Annotated in this window: 26 protein-coding genes; 15 read left to right on the top strand and 11 right to left on the bottom strand. The window is 43.8% G+C overall.

Annotation, left to right across the window (positions count from 1 at the left end):
* Window positions 1-31 precede the first annotated feature (31 nt).
* The 4 genes from R7R24_RS10010 to ttcA all read left to right on the top strand — a co-directional run bounded on the left by R7R24_RS10010 (window position 32) and on the right by ttcA (window position 3,427).
* Window positions 32-829, top strand: coding sequence for a hypothetical protein (locus R7R24_RS10010; RefSeq protein WP_005389175.1), 798 nt, complete (start codon window positions 32-34; stop codon window positions 827-829).
* Window positions 822-1,658, top strand: coding sequence for a glucosaminidase domain-containing protein (locus tag R7R24_RS10005; protein ID WP_025766642.1), 837 nt, complete (start codon window positions 822-824; stop codon window positions 1,656-1,658). Before R7R24_RS10010 ends, R7R24_RS10005 begins: the two co-directional genes overlap by 8 nt.
* A 13-nt stretch (window positions 1,659-1,671) precedes the next feature.
* Window positions 1,672-2,334 (top strand): DUF2987 domain-containing protein, encoded by a 663-nt coding sequence (locus R7R24_RS10000; protein ID WP_054579294.1) that lies wholly within the window; start codon window positions 1,672-1,674, stop codon window positions 2,332-2,334.
* A 199-nt stretch (window positions 2,335-2,533) separates the two neighbouring features.
* Window positions 2,534-3,427 (top strand): tRNA 2-thiocytidine(32) synthetase TtcA, encoded by an 894-nt coding sequence (ttcA, locus tag R7R24_RS09995; protein ID WP_005377502.1) that lies wholly within the window; start codon window positions 2,534-2,536, stop codon window positions 3,425-3,427.
* A gap of 140 nt (window positions 3,428-3,567) precedes the next feature.
* Here the strand turns inward: ttcA and uspE are convergent, their stop codons facing one another.
* From uspE to ccoN, 10 genes are all read right to left on the bottom strand, one after another.
* Window positions 3,568-4,515 (bottom strand): universal stress protein UspE, encoded by a 948-nt coding sequence (uspE, locus tag R7R24_RS09990; RefSeq protein WP_005377500.1) that lies wholly within the window; start codon window positions 4,513-4,515, stop codon window positions 3,568-3,570.
* Between the two features lie 180 nt (window positions 4,516-4,695).
* Window positions 4,696-5,442, bottom strand: coding sequence for an FNR family transcription factor (locus R7R24_RS09985; RefSeq protein ID WP_005377497.1), 747 nt, complete (start codon window positions 5,440-5,442; stop codon window positions 4,696-4,698).
* Window positions 5,443-5,532: 90 nt separating this feature from the next.
* Window positions 5,533-6,213: a sulfite exporter TauE/SafE family protein gene (locus tag R7R24_RS09980; RefSeq protein WP_025766639.1), complete on the bottom strand. Its 681-nt coding sequence runs from the start codon at window positions 6,211-6,213 to the stop codon at window positions 5,533-5,535.
* A gap of 8 nt (window positions 6,214-6,221) precedes the next feature.
* Window positions 6,222-6,386 carry a cbb3-type cytochrome oxidase assembly protein CcoS gene (gene ccoS, locus R7R24_RS09975; protein ID WP_025766638.1) on the bottom strand — a complete coding sequence of 55 codons (165 nt, stop codon included), beginning with the start codon at window positions 6,384-6,386 and terminating at the stop codon, window positions 6,222-6,224.
* A gap of 15 nt (window positions 6,387-6,401) precedes the next feature.
* Entirely contained in the window at window positions 6,402-8,765 is a 2,364-nt protein-coding gene (locus R7R24_RS09970; RefSeq protein ID WP_054579295.1) for a heavy metal translocating P-type ATPase, read from the bottom strand.
* A 4-nt stretch (window positions 8,766-8,769) separates the two neighbouring features.
* On the bottom strand, window positions 8,770-9,246 hold the full coding sequence (locus tag R7R24_RS09965) for a FixH family protein (protein ID WP_005377489.1): 477 nt from the start codon (window positions 9,244-9,246) through the stop codon (window positions 8,770-8,772).
* Between the two features lie 105 nt (window positions 9,247-9,351).
* The gene (gene ccoP, locus R7R24_RS09960) at window positions 9,352-10,326 is read right to left on the bottom strand and encodes a cytochrome-c oxidase, cbb3-type subunit III (RefSeq protein ID WP_005377487.1); all 975 of its coding nucleotides are present in this window, start codon (window positions 10,324-10,326) and stop codon (window positions 9,352-9,354) included.
* On the bottom strand, window positions 10,326-10,499 hold the full coding sequence (locus R7R24_RS09955) for a cbb3-type cytochrome oxidase subunit 3 (protein ID WP_005377485.1): 174 nt from the start codon (window positions 10,497-10,499) through the stop codon (window positions 10,326-10,328). Before R7R24_RS09955 ends, ccoP begins: the two co-directional genes overlap by 1 nt.
* A 9-nt stretch (window positions 10,500-10,508) precedes the next feature.
* A complete protein-coding gene (ccoO, locus tag R7R24_RS09950; RefSeq protein WP_005377475.1) occupies window positions 10,509-11,129 on the bottom strand; it encodes a cytochrome-c oxidase, cbb3-type subunit II in 621 nt (206 codons plus the stop codon).
* A gap of 12 nt (window positions 11,130-11,141) precedes the next feature.
* Window positions 11,142-12,569 carry a cytochrome-c oxidase, cbb3-type subunit I gene (ccoN, locus tag R7R24_RS09945; protein ID WP_005396488.1) on the bottom strand — a complete coding sequence of 476 codons (1,428 nt, stop codon included), beginning with the start codon at window positions 12,567-12,569 and terminating at the stop codon, window positions 11,142-11,144.
* 257 nt (window positions 12,570-12,826) lie between these two features.
* On the opposite strand from ccoN, the gene R7R24_RS09940 reads away from it, so the two are divergent.
* The 3 genes from R7R24_RS09940 to R7R24_RS09930 all read left to right on the top strand — a co-directional run bounded on the left by R7R24_RS09940 (window position 12,827) and on the right by R7R24_RS09930 (window position 16,189).
* Entirely contained in the window at window positions 12,827-13,183 is a 357-nt protein-coding gene (locus R7R24_RS09940; RefSeq protein WP_005377473.1) for a hypothetical protein, read from the top strand.
* Between the two features lie 113 nt (window positions 13,184-13,296).
* Entirely contained in the window at window positions 13,297-14,478 is a 1,182-nt protein-coding gene (locus R7R24_RS09935; protein ID WP_054579296.1) for an FIST signal transduction protein, read from the top strand.
* Window positions 14,468-16,189, top strand: a complete 1,722-nt coding sequence (locus R7R24_RS09930) for an ATP-binding protein (RefSeq protein WP_005389164.1) — start codon at window positions 14,468-14,470, stop codon at window positions 16,187-16,189. The genes R7R24_RS09935 and R7R24_RS09930 overlap by 11 nt, the downstream gene beginning before the upstream one ends.
* Before the next feature lie 173 nt (window positions 16,190-16,362).
* On the opposite strand, the gene R7R24_RS09925 is transcribed toward R7R24_RS09930, so the two are convergent.
* Window positions 16,363-16,731, bottom strand: a complete 369-nt coding sequence (locus R7R24_RS09925) for a DUF3693 domain-containing protein (RefSeq protein WP_005389163.1) — start codon at window positions 16,729-16,731, stop codon at window positions 16,363-16,365.
* Between the two features lie 184 nt (window positions 16,732-16,915).
* Here R7R24_RS09925 and R7R24_RS09920 point away from each other — a divergent pair, with 184 nt between their 5' ends.
* From R7R24_RS09920 to R7R24_RS09885, 8 genes are all read left to right on the top strand, one after another.
* On the top strand, window positions 16,916-17,557 hold the full coding sequence (locus tag R7R24_RS09920; RefSeq protein WP_262668571.1) for a hypothetical protein: 642 nt from the start codon (window positions 16,916-16,918) through the stop codon (window positions 17,555-17,557).
* Complete coding sequence (locus R7R24_RS09915) at window positions 17,557-19,587, top strand: replication endonuclease (protein WP_318119491.1); 2,031 nt, start codon at window positions 17,557-17,559, stop codon at window positions 19,585-19,587. The genes R7R24_RS09920 and R7R24_RS09915 overlap by 1 nt, the downstream gene beginning before the upstream one ends.
* 83 nt (window positions 19,588-19,670) lie before the next feature.
* Complete coding sequence (locus tag R7R24_RS09910; RefSeq protein ID WP_005389159.1) at window positions 19,671-19,976, top strand: hypothetical protein; 306 nt, start codon at window positions 19,671-19,673, stop codon at window positions 19,974-19,976.
* Window positions 19,977-20,245: 269 nt separating this feature from the next.
* Window positions 20,246-20,509, top strand: coding sequence for a major coat protein (locus R7R24_RS09905; protein WP_140104866.1), 264 nt, complete (start codon window positions 20,246-20,248; stop codon window positions 20,507-20,509).
* A gap of 77 nt (window positions 20,510-20,586) precedes the next feature.
* The gene (locus R7R24_RS09900) at window positions 20,587-22,212 is read left to right on the top strand and encodes a methyl-accepting chemotaxis protein (protein ID WP_318119490.1); all 1,626 of its coding nucleotides are present in this window, start codon (window positions 20,587-20,589) and stop codon (window positions 22,210-22,212) included.
* The gene (locus R7R24_RS09895) at window positions 22,212-22,571 is read left to right on the top strand and encodes a DUF5455 family protein (protein ID WP_024701224.1); all 360 of its coding nucleotides are present in this window, start codon (window positions 22,212-22,214) and stop codon (window positions 22,569-22,571) included. The genes R7R24_RS09900 and R7R24_RS09895 overlap by 1 nt, the downstream gene beginning before the upstream one ends.
* Complete coding sequence (locus tag R7R24_RS09890) at window positions 22,571-23,644, top strand: zonular occludens toxin domain-containing protein (protein ID WP_140108245.1); 1,074 nt, start codon at window positions 22,571-22,573, stop codon at window positions 23,642-23,644. The genes R7R24_RS09895 and R7R24_RS09890 overlap by 1 nt, the downstream gene beginning before the upstream one ends.
* A 17-nt stretch (window positions 23,645-23,661) precedes the next feature.
* Window positions 23,662-25,014 carry a secretin N-terminal domain-containing protein gene (locus R7R24_RS09885; RefSeq protein ID WP_258637921.1) on the top strand — a complete coding sequence of 451 codons (1,353 nt, stop codon included), beginning with the start codon at window positions 23,662-23,664 and terminating at the stop codon, window positions 25,012-25,014.
* The last annotated feature ends 34 nt before the right edge of the window (window positions 25,015-25,048 follow it).

The following is a 25,048-nucleotide window of genomic DNA, read 5'->3' as shown; positions in this document are numbered from 1 at the left end:
CAAAATTTTACAAGTTAGTCTTGGATAAACTATGAACGACGATTTTGAGAAAGATTTCAATCTTGGGGGGAGTGTAGAGCGAGCTTTGTCTGGCAACTACGAGCTTAAAGCTGGCGCGGTTTTTAACGAAGCTTGGCGAGCAACCATCCAGCACTTTTTATCATTTTCTCCTGCCATTATTGTATTGCTTTTTGTCCAGTTAGGTATTTTCTATATTGCATTAAAACTGCAGTTGGGCGATTTGAGCGTTATTCTTGATGCATTTGAGAACCCAGAGTCGTTCACAAACGATATTGTGTCTTCTATTTATGTCGCGAATTTCAGTTATGAGGTGATTAGCGCACCAATTTATGCGGGGATCAGCTTGATGGCTATGAGCCATGTCGCTGGCCTGAAGACTAAGTTGCGCCATGTTGGAAAGGGGTTGCAGTTCACCATTCCTGTTATTCTAGCAACGCTCATGAGCTTAATGCTACAAGGTGTGGTTGGTATGATTTTTCCTTTACTGTCGCTGTATCTTTCCTTGGCATTTAGTCACTCTATTTTGTTGATTTGTGAGAAAAGGGTGCCACCAATGCAAGCGTTGCTGTTATCACTTCGCGCAATCAACAAGAAGATTTTTGTGGTCGCGGGGCTTTACTTAGGCGTGATGTTAATGTTTATTATTGCAGCAATGTTCTACGGTATTGGCTTGATTTTTGTGCTGCCATTCTTCTTCCATTTGAAAGGCATACTCTACCGCGAAATGTTTGGAATTAAGCTTAAGATCGTTACAACACAGAAAAACGATAATGATCACGATGGTAACTCACAGGTGTTTGATGCCTAATTCTTTGAAATCAATAAGTTTACGAGTGGCGGCAACCTGTATAGCCGCCACTTTCATTTCTATAGGCCCATATTTACACTACGAGAAACAGTTTAAATATGTGGAAAATCCTGACGTACTCTCTGGCAAGATTAAGCATGTCGATTTATCACACTTGCCATACATCGGTGATATCCCAGACTTCAATTCAATAAAAGATACGAAAGAGAAAAAAGCTGCTTTTTTTGATTTTTTAAGGCCTAAAATTGCTCTTGAGAATCAACGAATTCGTCATGAGCGGGCCTTTCTTACCTCTTTAAAGGTGGGACAAGTGACGCAAGAACAACAAGAGTATGCTCAGCGGTTATCATCTCTGTATTCGTTGCCCTTGAGTAACGATAAGATTGATCAAACGTGGCTAGATGAGATGCTTGTGCGAGTGAACGTCTTACCTGAAGCCTTGGTTCTAACTCAAGCGGCAAATGAATCTGCGTGGGGCACTTCTCGTTTTGCTACTCAAGCAAACAACTTGTTCGGCCAATGGTGTTATAAAAAGGGCTGTGGAATTGTTCCAGCGCAACGTGGCGCTAACAAAGTTCATGAAGTTGAAAAATTCGATTCTGTACAACAGTCTGTTCATGGCTACTTTATGAACGTTAATCGAAACCCAGCGTATGCAGACCTGCGTGAAATCAGAACATCTCTGGCTGAAAAGAACAAGGGCTTGTTAACGGTCGCAACCGCGTCAGAGTTAACGCATGGGTTGCTAGCCTATTCTGAACGTGGCATCGCCTATGTACACGATCTTCGCGCTATGATTCGTCATAACAACGCCTACTGGACGCAATAAAATAACGGATAAAATGAAAAAGTTAAGCCTAAGTCTGTTGGGAAGTGCGGCGCTAATTCTTGCATCGCCGATAACCCAAGCTCAAGAGTACATGTTCACGTACTCAAAGTTATATACTCAACTAAAAAACAACAATAAAGAAGGGCATGACGATGTGAAAGTTGGTGTCTTTTTTGTGGACGCAAAAACTAAACAAATTTGTATGATAGAAAAAGCTTGGATGGAAAAAGAAGAGCACTATGAAGAGTTTGTTATCCCTGCTTCACAAGAGTTGCCTTTACCTGTTGATACAAACTTAAAGTCAGCGAATCCGTTGGTTTTTGTCGATACCCCAAAAGATACACGTTGCGATTACTCACTTGTCGTGATGACCAAAGAACCATTACAGGGTAACGTTTCTTACGACCAACTTAAGCCTCTTCTACCTCAAATGCAGACGATGCTGGAAGATTTAGGCGGTATGTTTGCGGGTTGGTTTACACCGGAGGTTCAAGGTGTGACGATGGAGTTTGCAAATCAACTGAATGATAAAGTGATTTTCTCAAACGGAACCGAAAAGCCAATTGTCAATGGCAAGATACAAGTCGCACTAAGTGAAATAGGGCAAGGTGGCACAATGACACTACCAGAACCGACGATGCGAGTGTTACCTTATCTACCTAACGCAAAGAAATGAACACTGAACGTTTAGAAAGGGCTGCAATCGCAGCTCTTTTTTCATTTGTGACCGTAACTAAAGTATCTTTCACACTCTTTTCTTAAAGACTCAATAAGACAAGCATTTAATCCTGTGTAAAAAGCTCGTATAATCCACGCCCCAAAGAAACCCATGTTAGGAAGTCCTAGTCGATTTATCGGCGATGTGAGAGCCCGCAATGAACCAAATAGATACAAGAAAAGAAACCCTAGAATTCAACAAGCTTCAGAAACGCCTGAGAAGACATGTTGGAAATGCCATTACTGATTACAACATGATCGAAGAAGGCGATGTTGTGATGGCATGTATTAGCGGTGGTAAAGATTCATTCGCGATGCTTGATATCCTGTTGAATCTTCAAAAAGCTGCGCCAATCAAATTTGAAGTGGTTGCAGTAAACCTAGACCAAAAACAACCGGGCTTCCCTGAGCACATTCTGCCAGAGTATTTCGAAACACTGAATATCCCTTACTATATTGTCGATAAGGACACGTATTCCGTCGTAAAAGAGAAGGTACCAGAAGGCAAAACCACTTGTGGTCTTTGTTCACGCCTGCGACGTGGTACGCTGTATTCATTTGCAGAGAAGATTGGTGCAACTAAGCTTGCGCTAGGTCATCACATGGATGACATCGTCGAAACAATGTTCTTGAACATGTTCCACGGCTCTCGCCTTAAAGCGATGCCACCAAAGCTACGCTCTGATGATGGTCGTAACGTGGTCATTCGTCCATTGACTTACTGTCGTGAAAAAGATTTGATCAAATACGCTGAGCACAAGGATTTCCCAATAATTCCGTGTAACCTTTGTGGCTCTCAAGAGAACCTTCAGCGTCAATCTATAAAAGCAATGTTGATTGAATGGGATAAGAAGACGCCAGGGCGTGTGGAAGCAATTTTTAAATCAATTCAAAACGTAAGCCCAAGCCAACTAGCAGACCGCGAATTGTTCGACTTTGTTAACTTACCGCTAGATCGTGAAGGTAACCGCGAAGAGTATGAATTTAATGAGGCTGTCGTTTCTTCGACGAATATTGATGAATCAATGTTCATCGATGTTACGAACATCTAACTCGTAAAAAAGGAGGTCAATTAGACCTCCTTTTTTGTACCCAATGCTTTAACTGTTCCCAAACAAAAATCCCCCTGTATTGGGGGGATTTATTAGCGCTTATTTGAAAGCGCTCAATACATAACAATACTAAAGAGAGATTAGGTTGCTGTATTTGGATCGAGAGGACTAATGTAGCCTTTTGGTTTTAGAGCCAACACATCGCAATTTATTTTATCAATTACGTGCTCCGCTGTATTACCAATAAAGACAGCAGAAAGCCCTGTTCGCCCTGTGGTACCTAAAATAACCATTGCTGCGTTCAAGCGCTCTGCAGCTGCCGGAATGACATCTTCAGGTAAACCTTGCTCAACTATCGTTTGTTCTTCATCAAGACCATGTTTTTGGCGTAGTGCTTTCATAGCCGTTAAATGATGACCTCGCACCGCATCGGTATAAGTCGTTGGGTCAAATTCAGGAAGTTCAATCGTAATGTTCGCCGGTGTAACGGGGTAGGCGTTAACAAGATATGGCTTGGCCTCAAGCCGAGTGGTGATTTCTTTTAATCGCTCGACCATCGTATCGTTGAGATCAATATGAGTCGGGTTTTCTGAGCCCACATGTACTGAGGCAAGGATACTTGCTTGTTCCGGCCAAGCAGCATTCTTAATAAGAAGCACTGGAATAGGGCATTTTCGCAACAAGTGCCAATCTGTCGGTGTGAAAATGACAGACTCTAAAACATCATGCTTACGTGTGCCTTTGATGACTAGGTCATGATTGCCTGCATAGACTTCAGCAATAATCGCCTCATAAGGGCGGTTGTGCCAGACAACACAAACATCAAAGTCGAAGCCATCGTTTAGGTATGGTTGAGCAATTTTACGCATCCACTGCTCACGCTGATGAATGACACCTCGACGCATAGCATCTCTTTCATCCACTGATAGCATTGACGTCATGTCATACGAGAAATCGTAAATGGATAAAAAGAAAGTGATTCGGCTTCTAGATACACTTTTCTGAGCTAATTGAACAGCTCTTGCAAGTGCGGGCTGCTCATCATTATTGATGTCAGCTACAACAAGGATCTTACTGTATATACTCATAACTAAGCCCACTTCTATTGCAAAACCAGATACTGAATGTAAATTAAATCAGTATTTTGGAGTACTCACCGTACATTTTTACTGTAGCTTAGTTTGGAGAACTTTTTGAGGACTTTCGAAAGGAATTTATGAGAAATATGATGTAGCTCATTTTCGAGCTACATCAATAATTAGGGTGTATTATTCTTTAGTTACACCAGCAAGTTCCATCAATGCATCGTGGTCTAAGATAGTGATATATTTACCTTTTACGCTTAGGATCTCAGATTTCTGGAAACGACCTAACAAACGACTGATCGTTTCGACTGTAAGACCAAGGTAGTTGCCAATATCACCACGAGTCATAGTTAAACGAAACTCTCTAGGGCTGAAGCCACGCTGAGAAAAACGCGTTGATAGGTTGTAAAGGAAAGCAGCTAGTCGCTCTTCTGCGTTCTTTTTAGAAAGAAGCAAAATCATTTCCTGATCACCTTTAATTTCGTTACTCATCAAACGCATGATTTGCTGGCGAAGCTTAGGCATTTTACCCGATAGGTCGTCTAAAATTTCGTATGGAATTTCACATACCATCGACGTTTCGAGTGCTTGAGCAAAGCTAGGGTGGGAGTCACCAGTGATAGCATCGAAACCGACTAAGTCTCCAGCTAAGTGAAACGCTGTGATTTGCTCATCACCTTGCTCTGTGATCGTATAGCTCTTGATGGTACCAGAGCGGATAGCGTATAGCGATTTTAGCTCATCACCGGCCTTAAAAAGCTCTTGTCCTTTTTGAATAGGCTTCTTACGTTCGATGATTTGGTCAAGCTGGTCAAGTTCTGCCTCATTTAGAGTGAACGGGATACACAGTTGACTAATGCTACAATCTTGGCAATGAATGGCGCAACCGCCTGATTGGATACGCTTTGTTGCAGGTTTTTCAGAAATCATAACAACCTTTCACTATTTGATATACATCAATATTTTAGCATCGCTTAATCCTAAAGGGTAGCAAAAATGTCACCTCAATAGAGTTTAACGTTATATGAAACCGAGTAACGCTAAGGCTCCTACAGCGGTATACGTACCATAGCCAATAAGGATTAATGCTGAAATATTTCTAAATATTAATGATTTTTGTAATTTCTGAAAATGATTGGCACCGTATCCAATAATAAGCATTGCAGGTAGCGTTCCGAGCCCAAACGCAAGCATAATTAGGCCGCCGTTCATCGCACTACCAGAAACCGCCGACCAAGTAAGCGCTGAATAAACTAAACCACATGGTAACCAACCCCAAATAAAGCCAAATGGCAACGCGTGAAGAGGATGCTTTAATGGCAACAAACTCTTCCCTGCCGGCGAGATAAAGCGCCAGAGATACTGCCCTAGCTTTTCTATTAAAAGTAAGCCTTGCCACCATTTAGCAATATACAGAGCGACTAGGATCATGAATAACGCAGCAATCAGCCTTAACCAAGCAAGAGAGTGCGTTAACCCACTAAGCTCAGATAAACCTGATATAGCACCACCCACTAATGCACCTATTAAGGTATAACTGATCAATCGTCCGAGGTTGTAGAAGAGGGGGATAAGAGGGGTAGTTTTATTTTTAGCAGAAGAGCCCATGGTAAGCATAGACGCGATACCACCACACATACCCATACAATGACCGGCTCCTACTAAGCCGATCATCAACGCACCGATAAAATCAGGAGTCATAAAGGTCGCTACTTTTTATCACTATTAGATTGGTCTTCTTCGTCGAGAAGAATGTTGTGCCCTTGCCGTTCAAGATCTTCAAACTGATCGCTTCTTACCGCCCAAAGAAAAATGGCGACAGCAACACAAACGAGAACGATAGCGATGGGAATCAATATATAAAGACTTTCCATGTTTGCTTTCTCTACTTATTTCTCTTTGAGCAGGCGCAAAGAGTTAGATACAACGATAATTGAGCTTGCAGACATGCCAACTACTGCAATGTAGGGAGCCACTAAACCTGCGACCGCCAAAGGCAAAATTAACAGGTTGTAACCCAAAGACCAAGCCAAGTTTTCTCGAATAATCTTTCTTGTACGCAGTGCAAGCAAACGTGCCTCTAGTAGTTTTTCGAGATTATCCCCAAGTAACGTCATATCAGCAGAAGCTTTAGCGACATCTGTACCACCACCCATTGCGACAGAAAGGTGAGCTCCGGCGAGAGTCGGCGCGTCATTGATTCCATCACCAACCATCATAGTGATACTGTTTTCGTCCAAGCTCTTAAGGTATGCAAGCTTATCTTCTGGCTTTGCTGACGCGACGATGTGATCGATACCAATTTCATTCGCCACTGGTTGGGCGTTTGAGAGAGAATCACCAGTTAGCAGGGTTGTCTTAATTCCAGCGTCAGCAAAACGTTGAATAAAGGCTTTGCTTTCTTTTCGGATAGGGTCGCGGTAATAAAAGCTAGCGACATGCTTGCCATCAACCGACAGATAGACCGCCTGGCTTTCACCACTTTCTTTGCCTTGAACAAAAGCCGCACTGCCTATCTTAACGATTTTGCCATTCCATATCCCTTCAATCCCTGACCCAATCACGTTTTGCACATCAGACACGATAAAGTCATCATTGGCGTAACTTGCAAAAGAGCGAGCGATAGGATGGTTTGCATGAGCTTCTAATGCTGCGGCTAGAGAGAGACAATCTTCTTTTGGAAGATCACTCAACACTTTTGTATCACAGATCTCAATATCACCTTTCGTTAGAGTGCCTGTTTTATCTACAACTAAGTGGTTGATCTTACATAATGTCTCAAACACATGGCCTTTACGAAGTAAAATGCCAAAATTACCCATTCTAGAGGTAGCACAAGTGAGTGCGGTCGGTGTGGCCAGAGATAGCGCACATGGACACGTAGCGACTAGCACAGACAGCATGATCCAAAACGCATCATCTGGTTTTGTTTGATGCCAGTAAAACCAAGTACCAGCAGAGATAATAAGAATCACACCAACAAAGTAACGGGCGACAATGTCTGCAATTTCCGCAATTTTAGGTTTGGAGTGTTGAGCTTCATCTTGTAAACGCACGATGTTAGAAATCATTGAATCGGCCTTTGAGCTTACTACCTCAAGTTCAAATGATTCGTCTCCGTTTAGCGTTCCCGCATAAACAATATCGCCTTCTCGTTTCACAACATGCACTGACTCACCCGTTAGCATGGATTCATCAATATGAATACGGCCTGAAATAACTTTACCGTCAGCGGGGATATGTTCACCAGGTAGAACGCGAATACGATCGCCAACTTTTAGCGTCTTCACGGGTATCTGATCACCGTCCAGCGTTGTAGCAATTGCCGGAATCAACTTAAGAAGGTTACCACTCGCTGCAGCAGCTTTGCGACGAGCGCGCATCTCTAAGAATCGACCTACTAACAAAAAGAAGGTAAACATCGAGATAGATTCAAAGAAGACTTCGCCTTGTTCAGTTACTGTTGCAACTAAACTTGCAACATAGGCAAAGATCAACGCAATAGAAACCGGGACATCCATACCAAGGGTTCGGCCTTTGATACTGCGCCATGCGTTTAAGTAAAATGGAAGAGCGGAATAAAGCAAAACAGGAGTAGCAAAAATCAAACTTACCCAACGAAAGTAACTTTTAAACTCTGGCTCTAAATCACCAAAGACTTCGAGATACAGTGCAACGGCGAGCATCATGACCTGCATGGTTGCTAAACCTGCAATACCTAGCCGATATAGATATTGCTTCATCATTCGATGGTAAGAGGCTTCTTGCTTATCTGCTTCAAAAGGTGCAGCTTTGTAACCAAGTTTATGAATAACGGAAAGGAGCTCGCTTAACCGTACCTGAGTTTTATCCCAGGTTAGTAACGCTCGATTGGTGGTTGTATTAACACGGATAGATACCAACCCGGCCGTATTAGAAACTTGCTTTTCGATTAACCACGCACAAGCGGCACATGAAACGCCTTCCAAAGAAAGGGTTACTTCAGAAACATTTTCGCGATTTCGTACGAATTCAGATTGTACATCCGCATTGTCATAATGAATTAAAGCTTGGAGTTGCTCTGGTACTAGGTCTGCCTTTTCTGCAGGCGCAGTGCGGTATTGGTAATATGATACAAGACCACTATCGACAATAGTCTGCGCCACAGTTTCGCAGCCCGGACAACACATGTCGCGAATTTCACCCAATATTTCTACTTTGAAATCCGTGTTGGCTGGTACATCTTCACCGCAGTGATAACAGGATTTACACATATGCTTACTTCATTAACGGTGTTGAAGAGGCAGGAAACTCAACTTTACCTTGGATCATCCATTGCTTGTCGTGTGGTTGTAGTTCAACAAACCATGGTCCTTGAATAGATTCCTCAGCTTTTAGTCGGTAATTACCAGATGCATCCGCTGTTACAAGCTTTGTGAAGTCACGATCAGGAAGAGTACGATGAGTGAAAGTGGCCGTTAGAGCAGGGTAATGAGGTAGCTTCCCTTTAGCGAAAACAATCACAACATTGTTATTTTCAGAGGAAATCTCAGCGTTAAGACCTAGGTCACGAGCGACATTCATTTTACTAATGTCGATATTAATGCCTTTGCCTTTTTTATAGTAATCCTCGGCGACTAAAGAAACAGAGTTGTTCGAGAAAACGACCACAGTAATCACAGTCCAAACTACGACAGTAAGAGGAAGGATGATTAGGAACCACGGCCAAAATTGTTTATACCAAGGCTTTACCATAAAAAAGTTCTCAACAGCTAAATGAAAAAATGTAAGGCGTTAAATTTAAAGGAAAGACAGCCCCTATGAAAGGGGCTGTTATTGCTATGTTACGTAATATCTCAGTTACTTACTCTCTGAGTTACTTAAACTCCAGACATATGAGGCAACGAGCTGAACTTTATCTTCACCCAAAATGTCTTTCCACGCAGGCATTACGCCTGAGCGTCCGTTCATTACGGTTTCTGTTACAGCTGCACGAGAGTCACCAAATAACCAGTCTTGGTCTGTAAGGTCAGGCGCACCGACTGCAGGGTTACCCTTACCATCGGTACCATGACAAGCTGCACACACTACGAAGCGTGCTTTACCTGCCGCGGCTTCACGAGCATTTACTTTACGACCAGATAGACTAAGTGTGTAACTTACAACTTCTTGAACACCTTGCTCACCAAGGGCATCTTTCCATGCTGGCATTTGACCAATACGGCCGTGCATGATGGTTGTAACGATCGCTGCTGGCTCGCCACCATATAGCCATGCATCATCAGTCAGGTTAGGGAAGCCTTTCTGACCACGTGCATCAGAGCCATGGCATTGAGAACAGTTTTGCAAAAACAAACGCTGACCAACTTTTAATGCTTCAGGATCTTGCGCAATTTCAGGAATTGGGCGTAGACCACTGTCATTGTGCGCAAGTTTACGGAATGCTTCGCCGAAGTAAGCGTCGGCATCATCCAGTTCTTTTGCATATTGGTTTAGTTGCTTGTTCTCTTGTGCTGCAGCGATGGCTTCTTTTGACTCTTCTAGTGAGCGAACGGTTTGAGCCGAACTCTGCCAGTTTAAAAAGCCCTTGAAGCTACCTAGACCTGGGAATAGGGCAAGGTAAACTGCTGCGAACACAAATGTGCTTACAAACAGGTAAGTCCACCACTTTGGTAGAGGGTTGTTTAGCTCGCGAATACCATCGTACTCGTGGCCCATGTCTTCCCCTTCCTCGACGCCCATTTTATCTTTAGCGCACCAAGTCAGGAGAATCGCACAGCCTACTAGCGTACCGACAGTAATCACGATAATCCAGAGACTCCAGAATGTAGTCATTACTTCTTCACTCCTTGGTTATTAGGGGTCTTTTGTTCTTCGTCAGCAAACACCAAGTTGGCATCTTCTTCAAAGCGTGCTTTACGCTTTTTACTAAATGCCCACCATACGATGCCAATAAAACTAGCGAAGAGTACAACGGTATAAATACTATGAATTGTACCGAAATCCATATGATCCCCTTACTTCATTGCATGACCAAGAGACTGAAGGTAAGCGATGATTGCATCCATCTCTGTTTTACCTTCTACTTCTTTAGCCGAATTCGCGATCTCTTCATCAGTGTATGGAACGCCGAACTGATCACGAAATAGCTCAAGTTTCTTCTGAGTTAGCTTACCGTCTAAAACGTTTTCAGCTAGCCACGGGAAACCTGGCATGTTTGACTCAGGTACAAGCTCACGAGGATCTAACAGGTGAACACGGTGCCATTCGTCAGAATAACGACCACCAACACGAGCTAAATCCGGGCCTGTACGCTTAGAGCCCCAAAGGAATGGGTGTTCCCAAACACTCTCACCAGCAACAGAGTAGTGACCGTAACGTTCAGTCTCTGAGCGGAAAGGACGAACCATCTGGCTGTGACAGACGTTACAACCTTCACGGATGTAGATATCACGGCCTTCCATCTCCAAAGGAGTGTAAGCGCGCAGATTTTCTACAGGTTCAGTCGTTTGCTTTTGGAAAATCAGAGGAGTGATCTCTACAAGAGCACCCCAACTGATAGCAAACACGATAAAAATAGCCAACAAACCGACATTACGTTCTAAGATTTCATGGCGATTATTAGAATTATTACTCATTCTTAAATCTCCTTATGCCGGATGTGGGATAGCTTTTAGGCTTTCTTTAGGTGCACTTACCGTTTTGTACGTGTTGTATGCCATTAGGAACATACCAGATAGGAAGATAAATCCGCCTAGGAAACGTACAAAGTAGAACGGATAAGACGCTTCTACAGACTCAACAAAGCTGTAAGTTAGCGTACCGTCAGAGTTAACCGCGCGCCACATAAGACCTTGCATTACACCAGAGATCCACATCGCAACGATGTAAAGAACGGTACCGATTGTTGCTAGCCAGAAATGCACATTAACTAGACCAACAGAGTACATACGCTCTTGGCCAAATAGGCGAGGTACCAAGTGATATACAGAGCCGATAGAAACCATCGCAACCCAACCTAACGCACCAGAGTGAACGTGACCAATGGTCCAGTCTGTGTAGTGAGAAAGTGCGTTAACCGTCTTAATCGACATCATCGGGCCTTCAAAGGTAGACATACCGTAGAACGACAGTGAAACGATTAGGAAACGTAGGATAGGGTCATAACGAAGCTTATGCCATGCACCAGATAACGTCATAATACCGTTGATCATACCACCCCAAGAAGGAGCAAATAGAACCAGCGACATAACCATACCTAGAGACTGAGTCCAGTCTGGTAGCGCTGTATAATGAAGGTGGTGAGGGCCTGCCCAAATATATAGAGAAATAAGTGCCCAGAAGTGAACGATAGATAGACGGTAAGAATAAACAGGACGTTCAGCTTGTTTAGGAACGAAGTAGTACATCATACCTAGGAAACCAGCGGTCAGTAGGAAACCTACCGCATTGTGTCCATACCACCACTGAACCATCGCATCCACTGCGCCCGAGTAAATCGAGTAAGATTTACCAAGTGACACAGGAATAGCCATGCTGTTCACGATGTGAAGTACTGCTACTGTGATAATAAAGGCACCGAAGAACCAGTTTGCCACATAAATATGTGACGTGTTTCGCTTCACTAGTGTGCCGAAGAACACCACCGCATATGATACCCATACTAGCGCAATTGCGATATCAATAGGCCATTCTAGCTCAGCATACTCTTTACCCGATGTTAAACCGAGAGGCAAAGTAATGGCTGCTGCCAGGATGATTGCTTGCCAACCCCAAAAGGTGAAGGCAACGAGTGGGCCACCAAAAAGACGTGTTTGACATGTGCGCTGTACAACATAATAAGACGTTGCGAACAGAGCACTGGTACCAAACGCAAAAATTACCGCATTAGTATGCAGTGGACGTAAGCGACTGTACGTCAACCACGGCGTATCAAAGTTTAGCTGTGGCCAAACTAATTGAGCGGCAATCAAAACACCAACAGCCATACCAACTATGCCCCATAAAATGGTCACAAGGGTAAATTGGCGAACGACTGTATAGTTGTAGTTTTGTTCAAGCTGCTTTACTTGGCTCATTTGCATGCTTCCAATTTCTAATTAACTACACTTTTACTTCCAACACGACTTGCGTCGTAACACCACCCAAGTAAACTCTAGAATTCAAGTGTTATCATCACCTTATTTCCATTGCTGACTTTAATAAAAAGTGGCATTTTCAGCGTGACACTATACTTGAATTAACAATTCAATGACAGGGTAGTAACCTTACTGGACCTCTGGAAATCATTTTTTATTTAAAAAGTTTGAAGTTTGTAACAAGGATATTAGTAATTATGCCTGCACAAAAGTTAACAAAGGCGCGACTTGCACAAATCTTAATCATGCTCAGTGTTTTAATAGGCGCATTTTTCTGGCGTACCTTTACACACGAGAGTGTTAATAGCGTTGACTGTTCACAAAAAGAACGATGCGATGTAACAATTGAAGGAGAAATAATCACGATTAATCGTGACTCAATGGGAATTTCGCTCGAAACGACAGAAAGTAGCACTCTAAAAATTGATCTAAATCAATCTGGTAATTTTATCAATCTCAACGAAAAGCATAAATCAGTAGAATGGGACATCATGCCTGAATCAAAAAAAATCACCTTTAAAAAAGGTGAAAACATTGTTGTAGTTCAATTATAAATACGATCTATCACGAGATAATCGTAACTTATTAATGAAATTAACACCTTCTTACCTAGAGAAAATTGGTTGGAATGGTATAACAGCAGAGTGATATCCAATTATAAAATCGTATGCATTGCCAATCAGTTTTTACTCATATTAAAGATGAAGACTCAGCGATAAAAACGCTCAGGTCCGAATTGACACAACAGAACTTGTCTTACGTGATGTGTTACTACACGGAAGAATACAATTTCGAGTTGATTCGAGAAGCGTTTCTTGCGCATTTTCCTGGTGTGCCTTTTCATGGCGCCAGTTCATGTCAAGCCGTAATGACAGATCAGGGCTTTCATACAGGACCAGTAATTGCGGCACTTGCTGTTTATGATACAGGTCCTCATGCTTATGGTACTGGTATTTCTAATCACAACTCAGGTGACAGCGTCACCAATGCTTTGGATATGGCCCTTGAGAACGCAAACCGTGTAGGAGAGGTACCAAACTTAATTCTACTTCATGCCACACCAGGGCAAGAGGAATCAATCATTGCGTCTATAGATGAAAGATTTGGAACTCTAATTCCAATTATTGGTGGTTCGGCCGCTGATAATAACATCGCTGGGAAATGGTCTGTGATAACCGCCCAAGGCTCTCAAACTTCAGGTTTAAGCTTAACTCTCTTTTACTCCTCTCAACCTGTTGATATCGCTTTTAGCGCTGGACATACACCAACTAATATCAAAGGTGTTGCAACCAAGACCAACGATAGATGCTTACTTGAAATTGATAACGAACCTGCGCTCAATGTTTATAGAAGGTGGACAAATCACCAGGATAACCAAGTAGGTAAAGATAATATGCTGTTTACAAACTCGAGTGCTTATCCATTAGGGCGGATCGCAGGTCATCTCTATGATCGCCCATATTACAAGTTATCCCATCCGATCCGAGAGACGCAAGATGGTGGAATCGAGTTGTTTACACGAATAGAAGAGGGTGACGAGCTCACATTAATGAAAGGAAGTCGTGAGCATCTCGTTGCGCGCGCTGCAAAAGTCGTCAATGCCGCTTTTAACCAAAAATTAGAAGAGTCTCGAAAAATTGGAGTGATAAATATCTTTTGCGCAGGTCCCATGTTGCACTTAATGCAAGACATGAATAGCGTTTGTGAACAAATTAACCAAGAACTAGAACATTTGCCTTTTATTTGCCCTTTTACTTTCGGCGAGCAAGGTAGATTTATTGGTGGTGAGAATGGACATGGAAACCTGATGATTTCATCGGCTATATTCCATAAACCTTATGAAAGATAAATACTTAGACATATATCAACAGGAAGCGCTTCAAGAAGCGTTAGTTGAGCTAAAGCAGGCTAGACAAAGAGAACGACTACTCGCCGATGAAAACAAGGCCATTCTTTCCGCGATATCTGCGATGAGTGAGGCAAAGAATCGGCATGAGATATTTACGGGATTAAACAATGTCCTCAAAAAGTACATCAACTTCGATGATTTTATTGTACTGACTCGTGATGGTGAACGATATCCCTTCAGAACATTGATATCAACTAATAGCGTATTTGATAATGTATCCTGGTTACACGGTAACACCTATCAGAGAGCTCTCAATGGTGAATGCATTCTGCTGTTCGAGCCAGATAAACTCGCTGAGTTTGTTAACTTAAACAGCTTTATAAAAAGCCATGTAAACTCGGTCGTTTTAACTGGTATACGTTCAGAAGTAACGCAAACCGTAATCCTACTTATTGGAGCTCAGAAAGGGCACTTTAGCATAGAGAATAAGGAAACCTTGAGGCGGTTTCGTCCCTTAATTGAAAGGGCGGTCATTGATATCGAGACCAAAGAGAAGTTACAACGTATCGTTGAGGTAAGAACAACTCAGCTCGCTAAAGCAAGAGAAGAAGCAGAGCTTGCGAACCGCTCTAAGTCGGAGTTCTTAGCGATGATGAGCCATGAAATAAGAACCCCTTTAAATTCCGTTCTTGGAATGCTAGATATACTGAAGCAATCAACCTTGTCAGAAGAACAAATTGATGCTTTGAGCCAAATGGAGTGCTCTGCAGAGTTACTTCTCGCGATAATCAGTGACATTCTTGATCTTTCTAAAATCGAGTCAGGTCGCTTTCAGCTCAATGAACAATGGATTAACTTAAGAGACACTGTCACTTTTGTTATTTCTCAGCAAAAACAAATCGCTAAGAAGAAAAATCTTAAATTCAAGCTCAACTGTACTGTCACTAATGACAAACAATTTTGGATTGACTCCACGCGGTTATCTCAAATTCTGTTTAATCTAATAGGGAATGCAATAAAGTTTACAGACGAAGGTGAAGTAAAAGTTTCTGTATCTGAGCAAGATGCTGAACTTGTGATCTCAATATCTGACACTGGAATTGGTATATCTAAAGCAAAGCAAGAGCACTTGTTTACGGCATTTCATCAAGGAGACCGTTCCATCACGAGACGCTTCGGTGGTACAGGACTGGGGCTCGCAATAACCAAGCATTTAGTCGAAATGATGCGTGGCAAGATTGCCGTTAAAAGTGATGAGCATGTTGGTTCAACCTTTACGATTTCGATTCCAGTTTTGACTCGTTGTAATCAAAATCGTCCAGTTAGAATCGAAACCAATCAACCGACAAAAGCAATGGAACTTCTCGTCGTAGAAGATACCGAGTCGAATCAGTTCGTAATAAAGCTTATCTTAAATAAGCTTGGCCATAATGTTCATATCGCAAGCCATGGAGCAGAGGCATTAACATTTTTAGAAGAGAATGAGGATTTAATCGATTTGATTCTCATGGATGTCTCGATGCCAGTGATGGATGGAATTACCGCAACAAGACTTATTCGAGATAAAGGTCTCAGGACCCCAATTATAGCGTTAACTGCACATGCGCTAGAAAGCGATAGAGATAAATGCCTGGATGCCGGTATGGACGGATTCATTTCCAAGCCAGTTAGAAGACAAGATATCTTTGAAGCTATACAGTCATTTCAATAAGTAAAAAGGCGTTAATATAGATCTTAACAATCGATAGATTATTAAGATCTATATTAAGTATTTTATGGTAAATAACCATTATGTTTAATACTTACAGTAAGGCCCTTAAATTTAAAATCTGCAGGGGAATAGGAGCATACTCAGACAGCATTTAGCGTACGGCGATATGCAATTTAACATAACACATATAATGCGCACTGTAATAGTGGTTCCTGTGGACTTGCAATCACTAAAGCCAATCCGGCACAAACCATTGAAATGCTTGATAATCCAAGTCCGTTATACTTTTTTGCAATGCTTTCCCACATGCTTTTTATCGCTGGATTTTCATTGCGATCAGCGTGACATCCTAGTAACGCGATCTCAGGGTCTATACCTGCGCCGTGTGCGAGAAAAACTGCTTCTTCATCAGTAAGTTGCCTAACACCTTTGCGAATTTTACTAATCTTCGGCGGGTCTAGATTCAAATCGTGCGCAACCTGCTTATCTTGTACGTAGTTTTTCGCCTTTTTGTAGGCGTTAATTAGTTCAGCTGTGTACATAAGAACCTCCATTTCTTCTCATTGTAGCCACAAAGTTGCCATAAATCGCATCTTGCAGTTGCCATTCTTCGCAACTAGGATTGCCATAAATCGCAATTGAGACCGCCTAGCTCTGGGCGTTTGCCCTTGACGCTTTCGCGCTTGGCTTTGGCGGTCGCTCTCACAACTAGTCAAGGTGGTTGTTATGCTTACAGAACAAATCAAATCCCTTATCGAAAATGAATGTGCGCTTAGTCCTCGACTTACTGGTGTGTTCTTCCGTAAGCACTTGAATCAATCTATGTATGATGATGATGGCCAACTCACTGAGTTAGCCATTCAATGCCATCACTACTTTAACGAACTCAAACGCGCTGCAGAGCAAAAAGCCTTTCATGCTCGTCTTGAACAACGTCGTCTTCAACACGAACAACAGCAAGAATCAGTTAAACGCGTTAATCAGTCCGTAAAGAAATCCGCTAACCAATCACGAGCTCATTTCATTGGCTCTCTACGCTTTGAACTCAATCAAGAAGTTCTGACGGTTCGCTCGGTTTCTCGTTCAATACCAGCCCCAGCCAAATGGATTCGTCGCTATCTCAAGAAACTTGGCGTACATCGCCTTGGTAAGTCTTTGTCTAACGGTGTTTTATTTTCTGGTGACGCTGTCACTGAAATCCTGGCGTGTTTGCAAGCTAAGCAGGCTAAGAACGACACCATACCGTTTGAACTGAATATCAGCGCCCTCCTGATTTTGGCTTGGTTTCGTTCGTCATTAAAGTTTTGGCACTCCATTCCTGACGACACAGCACTCATTAACAGAGCGTCTGTTTTGGAGCTTCAATAATGCGTGAACTTGTTATTGATTTAGCGTCTGGCAAACAAGAATGGATTGATTTTGTTCCTGTCCATTCTTGGGCTTCATGTGAACACATTCCTGACAACTTATTCGACCATCGTTTTGAGTACGTCGACCACAGATTCACAACGCCTGAGGATTTCATTCCGTCGGCTGTGAAGTCGGCAATGAGTGCGCCAATCTACTCACACGACCTGTCAGATTTTATTGAGCGCCCTACTTCTAACCCTTGCTTGGATTTGCCGAAATCATTACACCGTAACGGCGACTTCGCTCGACACATGACACGCGCTTACACCGACATCCTGAAAACACGCAACGCTTTAGAAGCTGTACGCGCAATTAATGACGCTCACGACCGTTTGACTGAGCACGGCTACAGCTACGCGATGTCAGATGAGCAAATTACCAATCTAGCCAAGCGCAAATCACGCGACTTTTCTCGCGTGTTAAGTGCAATTCCGCTTGAAGAATCACAAGCGCGTTTTGATAAAGCATGTCAGCTTCTTGATTCATTAGGCTTGGCATTCTCACCTGAGCAAATTCAATACGCAGAAAACAACTGTGAACTTTTCGCATTGGTGAACCGTGCGCTTGATGAGCATTGGCTTGTTCGTCAACTGCGCCGTAAATGTGCTTACGAGGTTGAATGTGTTGCGCGTGATTTAGCGCTTGTTCAACGCCGTAAGCAAGTTTACTGCTCGGATTTTTCTCTAAACCGTCAACGTGATCGCAATACGTCTAACCGCATCGCGCTAGAAAACACGATTGCTTACGATGAGGCTGACCCGTCTAACTACTTCACACTCAGTGAGTTATCGGCTAAGTCGGTTTCTAACGCTGAGATTCGCCGCGCTGAAATGTTTGTTCGTCTGCGTGGCTTTGAGGAAATCGCTCAAGAATCGAATCACGATGCGGTATTCTTCACGGTAACGGCTCCGTCTCGTTTCCACTCTGTTTCTAAGGGTGACATCAACCCGAAATGGCTTGAGGCTGGCAAGCCTGACGCGAAAGCAGCTCACGCTTATCTAATGGGCGTTTGGGCGAATCTTCGTAAGTCGATTGATAAAAGCAAAATCAAGGTTTACGGAATGCGTATTGTTGAGCCTCACCAAGACGGTACGCCACATCACCACTTGTTGCTTTTCATGGAAAAATCCGCACGCAAATTTGTGGCGTCTGAGTTTCGTCGTCTTGCTATGGCTGACTCTCCTGCCGAAAAAGGTGCAAAGAAAGCCCGTTTCAAAGCGGAAGTTATCGACTGGTCGCAAGGTTCAGCCGTTGGCTATGTCGCTAAATACCTGAGTAAAAACATCGATGGTCAACACATTGATTCAGACAAAGGTTCGTCTTTGTCTGGCTCGGATGCGGCGGAACGTGTCGTAACTTGGGCGCGTGTGAATCAAATTCGTCAATTTCAATTTATTGGTGGTCCATCTGTCACGGTATGGCGTGAGCTTCGTCGTCTTCGTGATGAATTCAAAGAGGACGATGCTTTGTTTACAGATTTATCTCAAGACGAACACTTTCTATTAGAAAAGGTTCGCCGCTCTGCTGATGAGGGCGACTGGAAAGCGTTTTGTTACGCAATGGGCGGCGTGTTCGTTAAGCGCAAAGACCAGCCAGTAAAAGCGGAATACTCCGTTTCAACTTCTATCGAAAAACTGATTGCTTCGGGCGGTGAATACTCATCGACTCGTTACGGCGATATGGCTCAAGCGCGTTTGAATGGTTTGATGTTCCATAAGGTTTTTATCGCGACTCGCTTCCGTACTTGGAAGACCGAGAACAAAGAGCAATTCATCCGTGCTCAACAAGGCATCATGTCCAACGTGGTCGATTACTTCGACGCGCTAGAACGTGAAAAAGAGTACGAGCGTATGTATGACGACCTTTACGAGCAATACGAAAAACATCTAGCGCTCTATGACGAAATGGAAGCGCTGTTGCTCACCGACCCTCAGGAAATTAATGCGTCGTGTTGGGTGGGCGCAGCCCCGCCCGACATGATGCATTAATTTCCCTTGGACTTGTGTCAATAACTGTCATTTCAATTTTCAACTAACCAACAACGTAAAAATAAGGGCAAAACACTATGAGAATGGAAGGTTTAATTCTAGATGTTTCGGACATCGTTCAAGAAACCAAAACAGACCGTAACGGCGAACAAAAGCAAAACGGCAAGCTGCGTCTCATCACAACCAACCCAACGGACACGATTGAAGTGCGTGTCTCTCCTGAGCTTTGGGAAAACGGTAAGGCTGGCGAACTGCTCAAGCGTTGTGTGGGTAATCGCATGATGTTTGATGTGGAACACAAGAAATTCAGCTTTGGGAACGATGAAGGTAAACACGTCTCTATCGACGGTTTCCACCTCTACGCCCTACCTCAGTTAAACGAAAAGTAAGGGCTAAATCATGACCGAGACGCAATTTGCAGAGCTAATGGCTCGACTCGATAACTTTCAGTTAATGGTGTTCTTAGGCATTTGCTTCTTGTTAGTTGCGCTCGGTTGGATAGTCGGAGGGCAAAGATAAATGCTGTCAATAGAGTTCATGCTCGGCTGTTTTGGGGCAGCATTTATCCTTGGCTTCTCGATTGGTTTCCACATTCTCGGATTCAAGAAAGCGGCTGAGGTTTCAACTTCTTCATAAACAACACATAGGAAATAAGACTATGGAAAAGCAAAGCAAAGTACGCGCAGCAATGGCTAAGTCTGGCGCAGTAGTAACAACAAAACGTGCGACATTTGGTGGTGCACTTCTCATGGCAGCATCTGGTGCACATGCAGCATTGCCAGATCAGGCAGCGCAAGCATTCGCTGATTTAAGCACGTTTGTTACTGATATGCTCGCCTCTACTTGGACCATCGCTGTTCCACTAACGGTTGGTTTCATCGGCATCAAGCTATTCAAGAAAGGTGCAAACAAAGCAACGTAATTCTAACGACTGCTTTATACACCCATTGGTCAACGCCTCCGAATGGGGGCGTTATTTTTCACGAGGAATATTTACAAATGAACATTAAACAAAGCATAGCGTCACTGATTATTTTACTGGGTGTTTTGTTTAGTGCTTTTAATGTAAGCGCCGCTCAACCTACTTACAGCGCTAGCGATGTTGCCGCTTATCCTAACTGTAACTTGTCCTTGGGTAAAAGGGTTAACCCTTACTCGTATGTTTCTTGTTATGAAAATAAGTTTGTTAACTACAAAGACTTCTATACGACATCATGCTCTATAGAGAGTAGTAAATTCGCTTTGATGATTATTTGTAACACAACCAGTCCCAGTTACCCGAGATATCACGCTGCAACGTTTCTTCATCGTACCGCTAAGTGTCCAGCAGATCATGAAAGAGTAGAAGATGGTGACGGTTACACCTGTGAGCCTATCGTTCCTGCATGTGAGTTTGGTGAAAACCCTGACGGCACTTGTATGGATGCCTGTCAGTTCAAGCAATCCATTGATGACAAACAATCACTTCACTGGTCGGCTTATGTTTATGGTGAGCAAGTGACGGGGGCATGTTATGGCGATTTTGGCGCAACCCGTTGTGAGCTTGAGCGTATTCCAAATGACACTACGCTTTGTACCGATGTCGACTCCGGTGAGTTCACTCAAAACACGCGATGTCACGGTAAGTTTCAATTCACTGGTAATCAGTGTGATGGTGGTACGCTGTTTTGGGGTAAAGATGGTCCTGACACCCCTATTATTCCCGATGATCCAATTCACGACCCTGACGACCCAACGGGCGACATCGAAGACCCTAGCGTATTGCCTGACGGCTCAACCAATACGGTTAACCCACCCGATACTGACACGGAGCCAGAAGTCGAAGACCCTGACACGGATGAATCAACCGATAAAGGCGTTGTCAGTGCGATCAAAGGGCTTAATTCGGATGTGAACAAAGCACTCAACGCGCTAAATGTCGACCTCAATCAATCGAGCGCTGATATTCAAAACCAAATCATTGCGCTTAATGCGTCGATGGTGACTAACACCCAAGCGATTCAAAAGCAGCAAATCAACGACAACAAGATTTACGAAAACACTAAGGCGCTGATTCAGCAAGCTAACGGTGACATCACGACGGCGGTCAATCGAAACACCAATTCTGTCGGTGAGGTGGTTAAGGGACTCGATGATCTGCAAACCACTAACGCCGATGGATTTGCGGAGTTATCGGATAAGCTCGACGAACTCAAGCCTTGTGAGCCTACCGAGGAAAACAACTATTGTGAAAACCCTCATGGTTTAGGCTCGGATTATGTCGGTGATGTACTGACTCAAGCGGATAAAGCCATGTCCGGTGCGATGAATTCCTATGAAAAGACCGTTACCGATGCGGCTAACGATTTGATTGAGAAGAATCTGACGGCTGAATCTGAGGGGCATATTAATGCTATATCGGATTCGTTTTTGAGTGTGTTACCTAAGCCTACGCCCTGCATGAATCTATCCTTGCCTACGCTTGGCGGTGGTCGCGCTTCTATCTCTTGTGAGTTTTCGCAGAAACTCAAAATGATCATCTCAATTCTAATTTACATCTACACGATTAAGACGCTTGTTGAAATCCTGCTGACTGAGGTCACGCCTGTACCAAGTAACAAGCCAGGTTCAGGGAGATATTACTAATGATTCAGCTATTACCAATTGTCAGTACCATTGGGACGGCGTTGCGCCTCCCTGCTCTGGTTGCCTTTATCTCTCAGATAGCGACCACGTTATTTGGTTGGTTCTTCATTGCGAAAGCACGAAACGTCACGATTAACTTGGTCATTTTAACGCTGCTAATCGGTTTAACCGTCACCCTCACCTTGGCGATTTACACCCTTGCAACGGGTCTGTCTTATGTTGCGCCTCCAATGTGGTCACAAGCAGCGGGTATGTTCATCCCTAATAACGCCGTGCCTTGTGTGAGTGCGATTTACTCGGCGCGTCTGCTACGTTGGGTGTGGGAGTGGAAGTTCTACGCGATTGTGAGGGCGGCGTAATGGCATCGGTCTACTTTGTCACGGGTAAGCTCGGCTCAGGCAAAACACTAACGGCGGTCGGTAAGATTCGTGAGGCGTTTATGCGCGGTGTGCCTGTGGCGACAAACCTCGATATCAACTTGAAAGAAATGCTTGGACGCAACAAGCGCAATACTCGCCTTTATCGTCTGCCGGACAAGCCTCAGGTAGAAGATTTGATGGTGATTGGCTCAGCAAACAAGAGCTATGACACCAAAAAAGACGGTTTGATTGTGCTCGATGAGTGCGGAACGTGGTTTAACTCGCGCACATGGAACGACAAGAATCGACAAAAGTTAATTGATCACCTTTTGCATATTCGAAAGCTTGGATGGGATGTGATTTTCATCGTTCAAGACATTTCGATTGTTGATAAACAAGCGCGTCTCGCGCTGGCTGAACACACCGTATTTTGTCGCCGCTTAGACCGTCTTCAAGTCCCTATCATCTCGACTGCGGTATCCGTTCTGACGCTCGGTCAACTCAAGTTGAAAATGCCCAAGTTGCACGTTGGCATTGTGAAGTATGGTGACAACGCGAACTCGCTCACCGTCGATAAATGGATGCTCTGGGGTACGGACTTATACAGTTCTTACGACACTAAGCAGATGTTTAGGAACAACTATGAGGACGGCGTTTTTTCAGTATTGCCGCCCTACTATACCCACGGACGTTACACTGTCCCGTATACGTTGAGAAATATCATGCGCATTACGAAAATCTATCTCCGAAAATATTCTCGATTCAGCGTGTTTGCGGCAGGTGTCGCCGTCTCTTTTGCGGTGTTCACCTTGGTTGGCACGCCGAACATATCGACGGAACCCGAAACGGCTCAAACGGCGGTGCCTCGCGAGTCATTGAGTGACTTGCTCGACGGCTATCGAATTGAATCTTCAATGAATCCTCCAAACGTTGCCCCGTCTTTTGTGTTGGTTAAGGACGATGTGCGTCTGTCGTCGTCGCAACTATACGCAAAGGGCTTTACGGCTCAATCTAACGGCTCTTGCTCCATTACGGTTAGCGGCAACGGTCAATCATTCAAAGTCATGTGCTAGGGAATAAGGTGCGCTTTATGTCATGGATAATCGCAAAACTCACAGCTTTTCTTTCAAAAAAACAAAAAGAATTTTATTACGCCGGAGGCTCACTGCTCACGCGCACATTACTTACTATGCGTTGTGGTAAAGTTGAGAAACAAACAACGGCTTGTTCCAACTTTTCCACATCCAGCATTACCGTCTTTCTGCTCGCGTGCACCCTGCTCGGCTCTCCTGCTTTTGCCGCCACCTCTGCGCCTTTTGAGGCAAAGAACACACCGATTGGAGACTTTGCATCGTGGTTCTCGGTTCACACTGGAAACACAGTTGTGCTCGGTCACGGTGTCACTGGTGAGGTCAGCTTTACTGCTCCCGATTTGAAAGATGAGGACTATCCAGCCTTTTTCCTTTCGGTGCTTCGTGCGCACGGTTACGAGCTTACACATGACCACGGCGTTTTTACCATCATTGCTGACGCGAACAAGGTGGAAACGTTCGAACCCTCTCAAGTGAAACTGTACTTCTTTGAGAATGTTCGAAATACCAAGGTTGTTGATTTGATTTCCTCGATGCTTGCTGCAACTCAGAATCAGACACTGAACAACAAAGCGATTAAGAACTACAAGGTTGAGGTACTGCCGACTACAAACAGCATTATCGTGACTGGCTCTGAGAACCAATTAAAGCACATTGATGTGCTCATCAAAGGGATTGATAGACCACAAAAGCAAGTATTTATCGAGGCGGTAATTACCGAAACTGAGCTCGGTGATTCTCAAGAAATTGGAGTGAATATGGACTTGGCACTGAGCGAGGCTGGCTTTGTTTCGCAGCCTACCGCAATTAAGAAAGCCGTTGATAACTTGCTGTTCTATGAGGGCGGTGATTTCAATGCGCTTATTAAAGCCGTATCAAAGAATCAGAATACTAAGCTCTTATCGCGTCCAAACATGTTCATTATGGACAGGGAGCGCGGTTACATCACGGTTGGTCAGAACGTTCCGTTCCTCACTTCGTCTGAGGTAACTGATGGCGGTAATCGAGTCCAGCAAATTGAACGCAAGGATGTGGGCGTGTCACTTGAAGTTGTACCGCATGTAATTGGTGATCATGTAGTGTTACAGATTATGCAAAAGTCCGACTCGGTAACGGATTCCTCTATCGCATCCGACATCATCACCAATACGCGAACACTGCAAACGGTGGTCAAGGTCAAAGACAGACAAACGATCTCTTTAGGTGGTTTGATTTCCCAAGAGCAGCGCGACTCGGTAAGCGGTGTGCCGGTCTTAATGGATGTGCCTTTACTTGGTGCTCTTTTCCGGTCAGAAAAGACCAATACGGTAGATAAAGAGCTTAAAGTAACGATAAGAACTACGATACTTTGAGTTAAAAGGAAAGCCGAACAATTGCTGTTCGGCT

Source organism: Vibrio sp. 704, from assembly GCF_033339295.1.
This window is presented reverse-complemented; position numbering and strand designations above follow the sequence as displayed.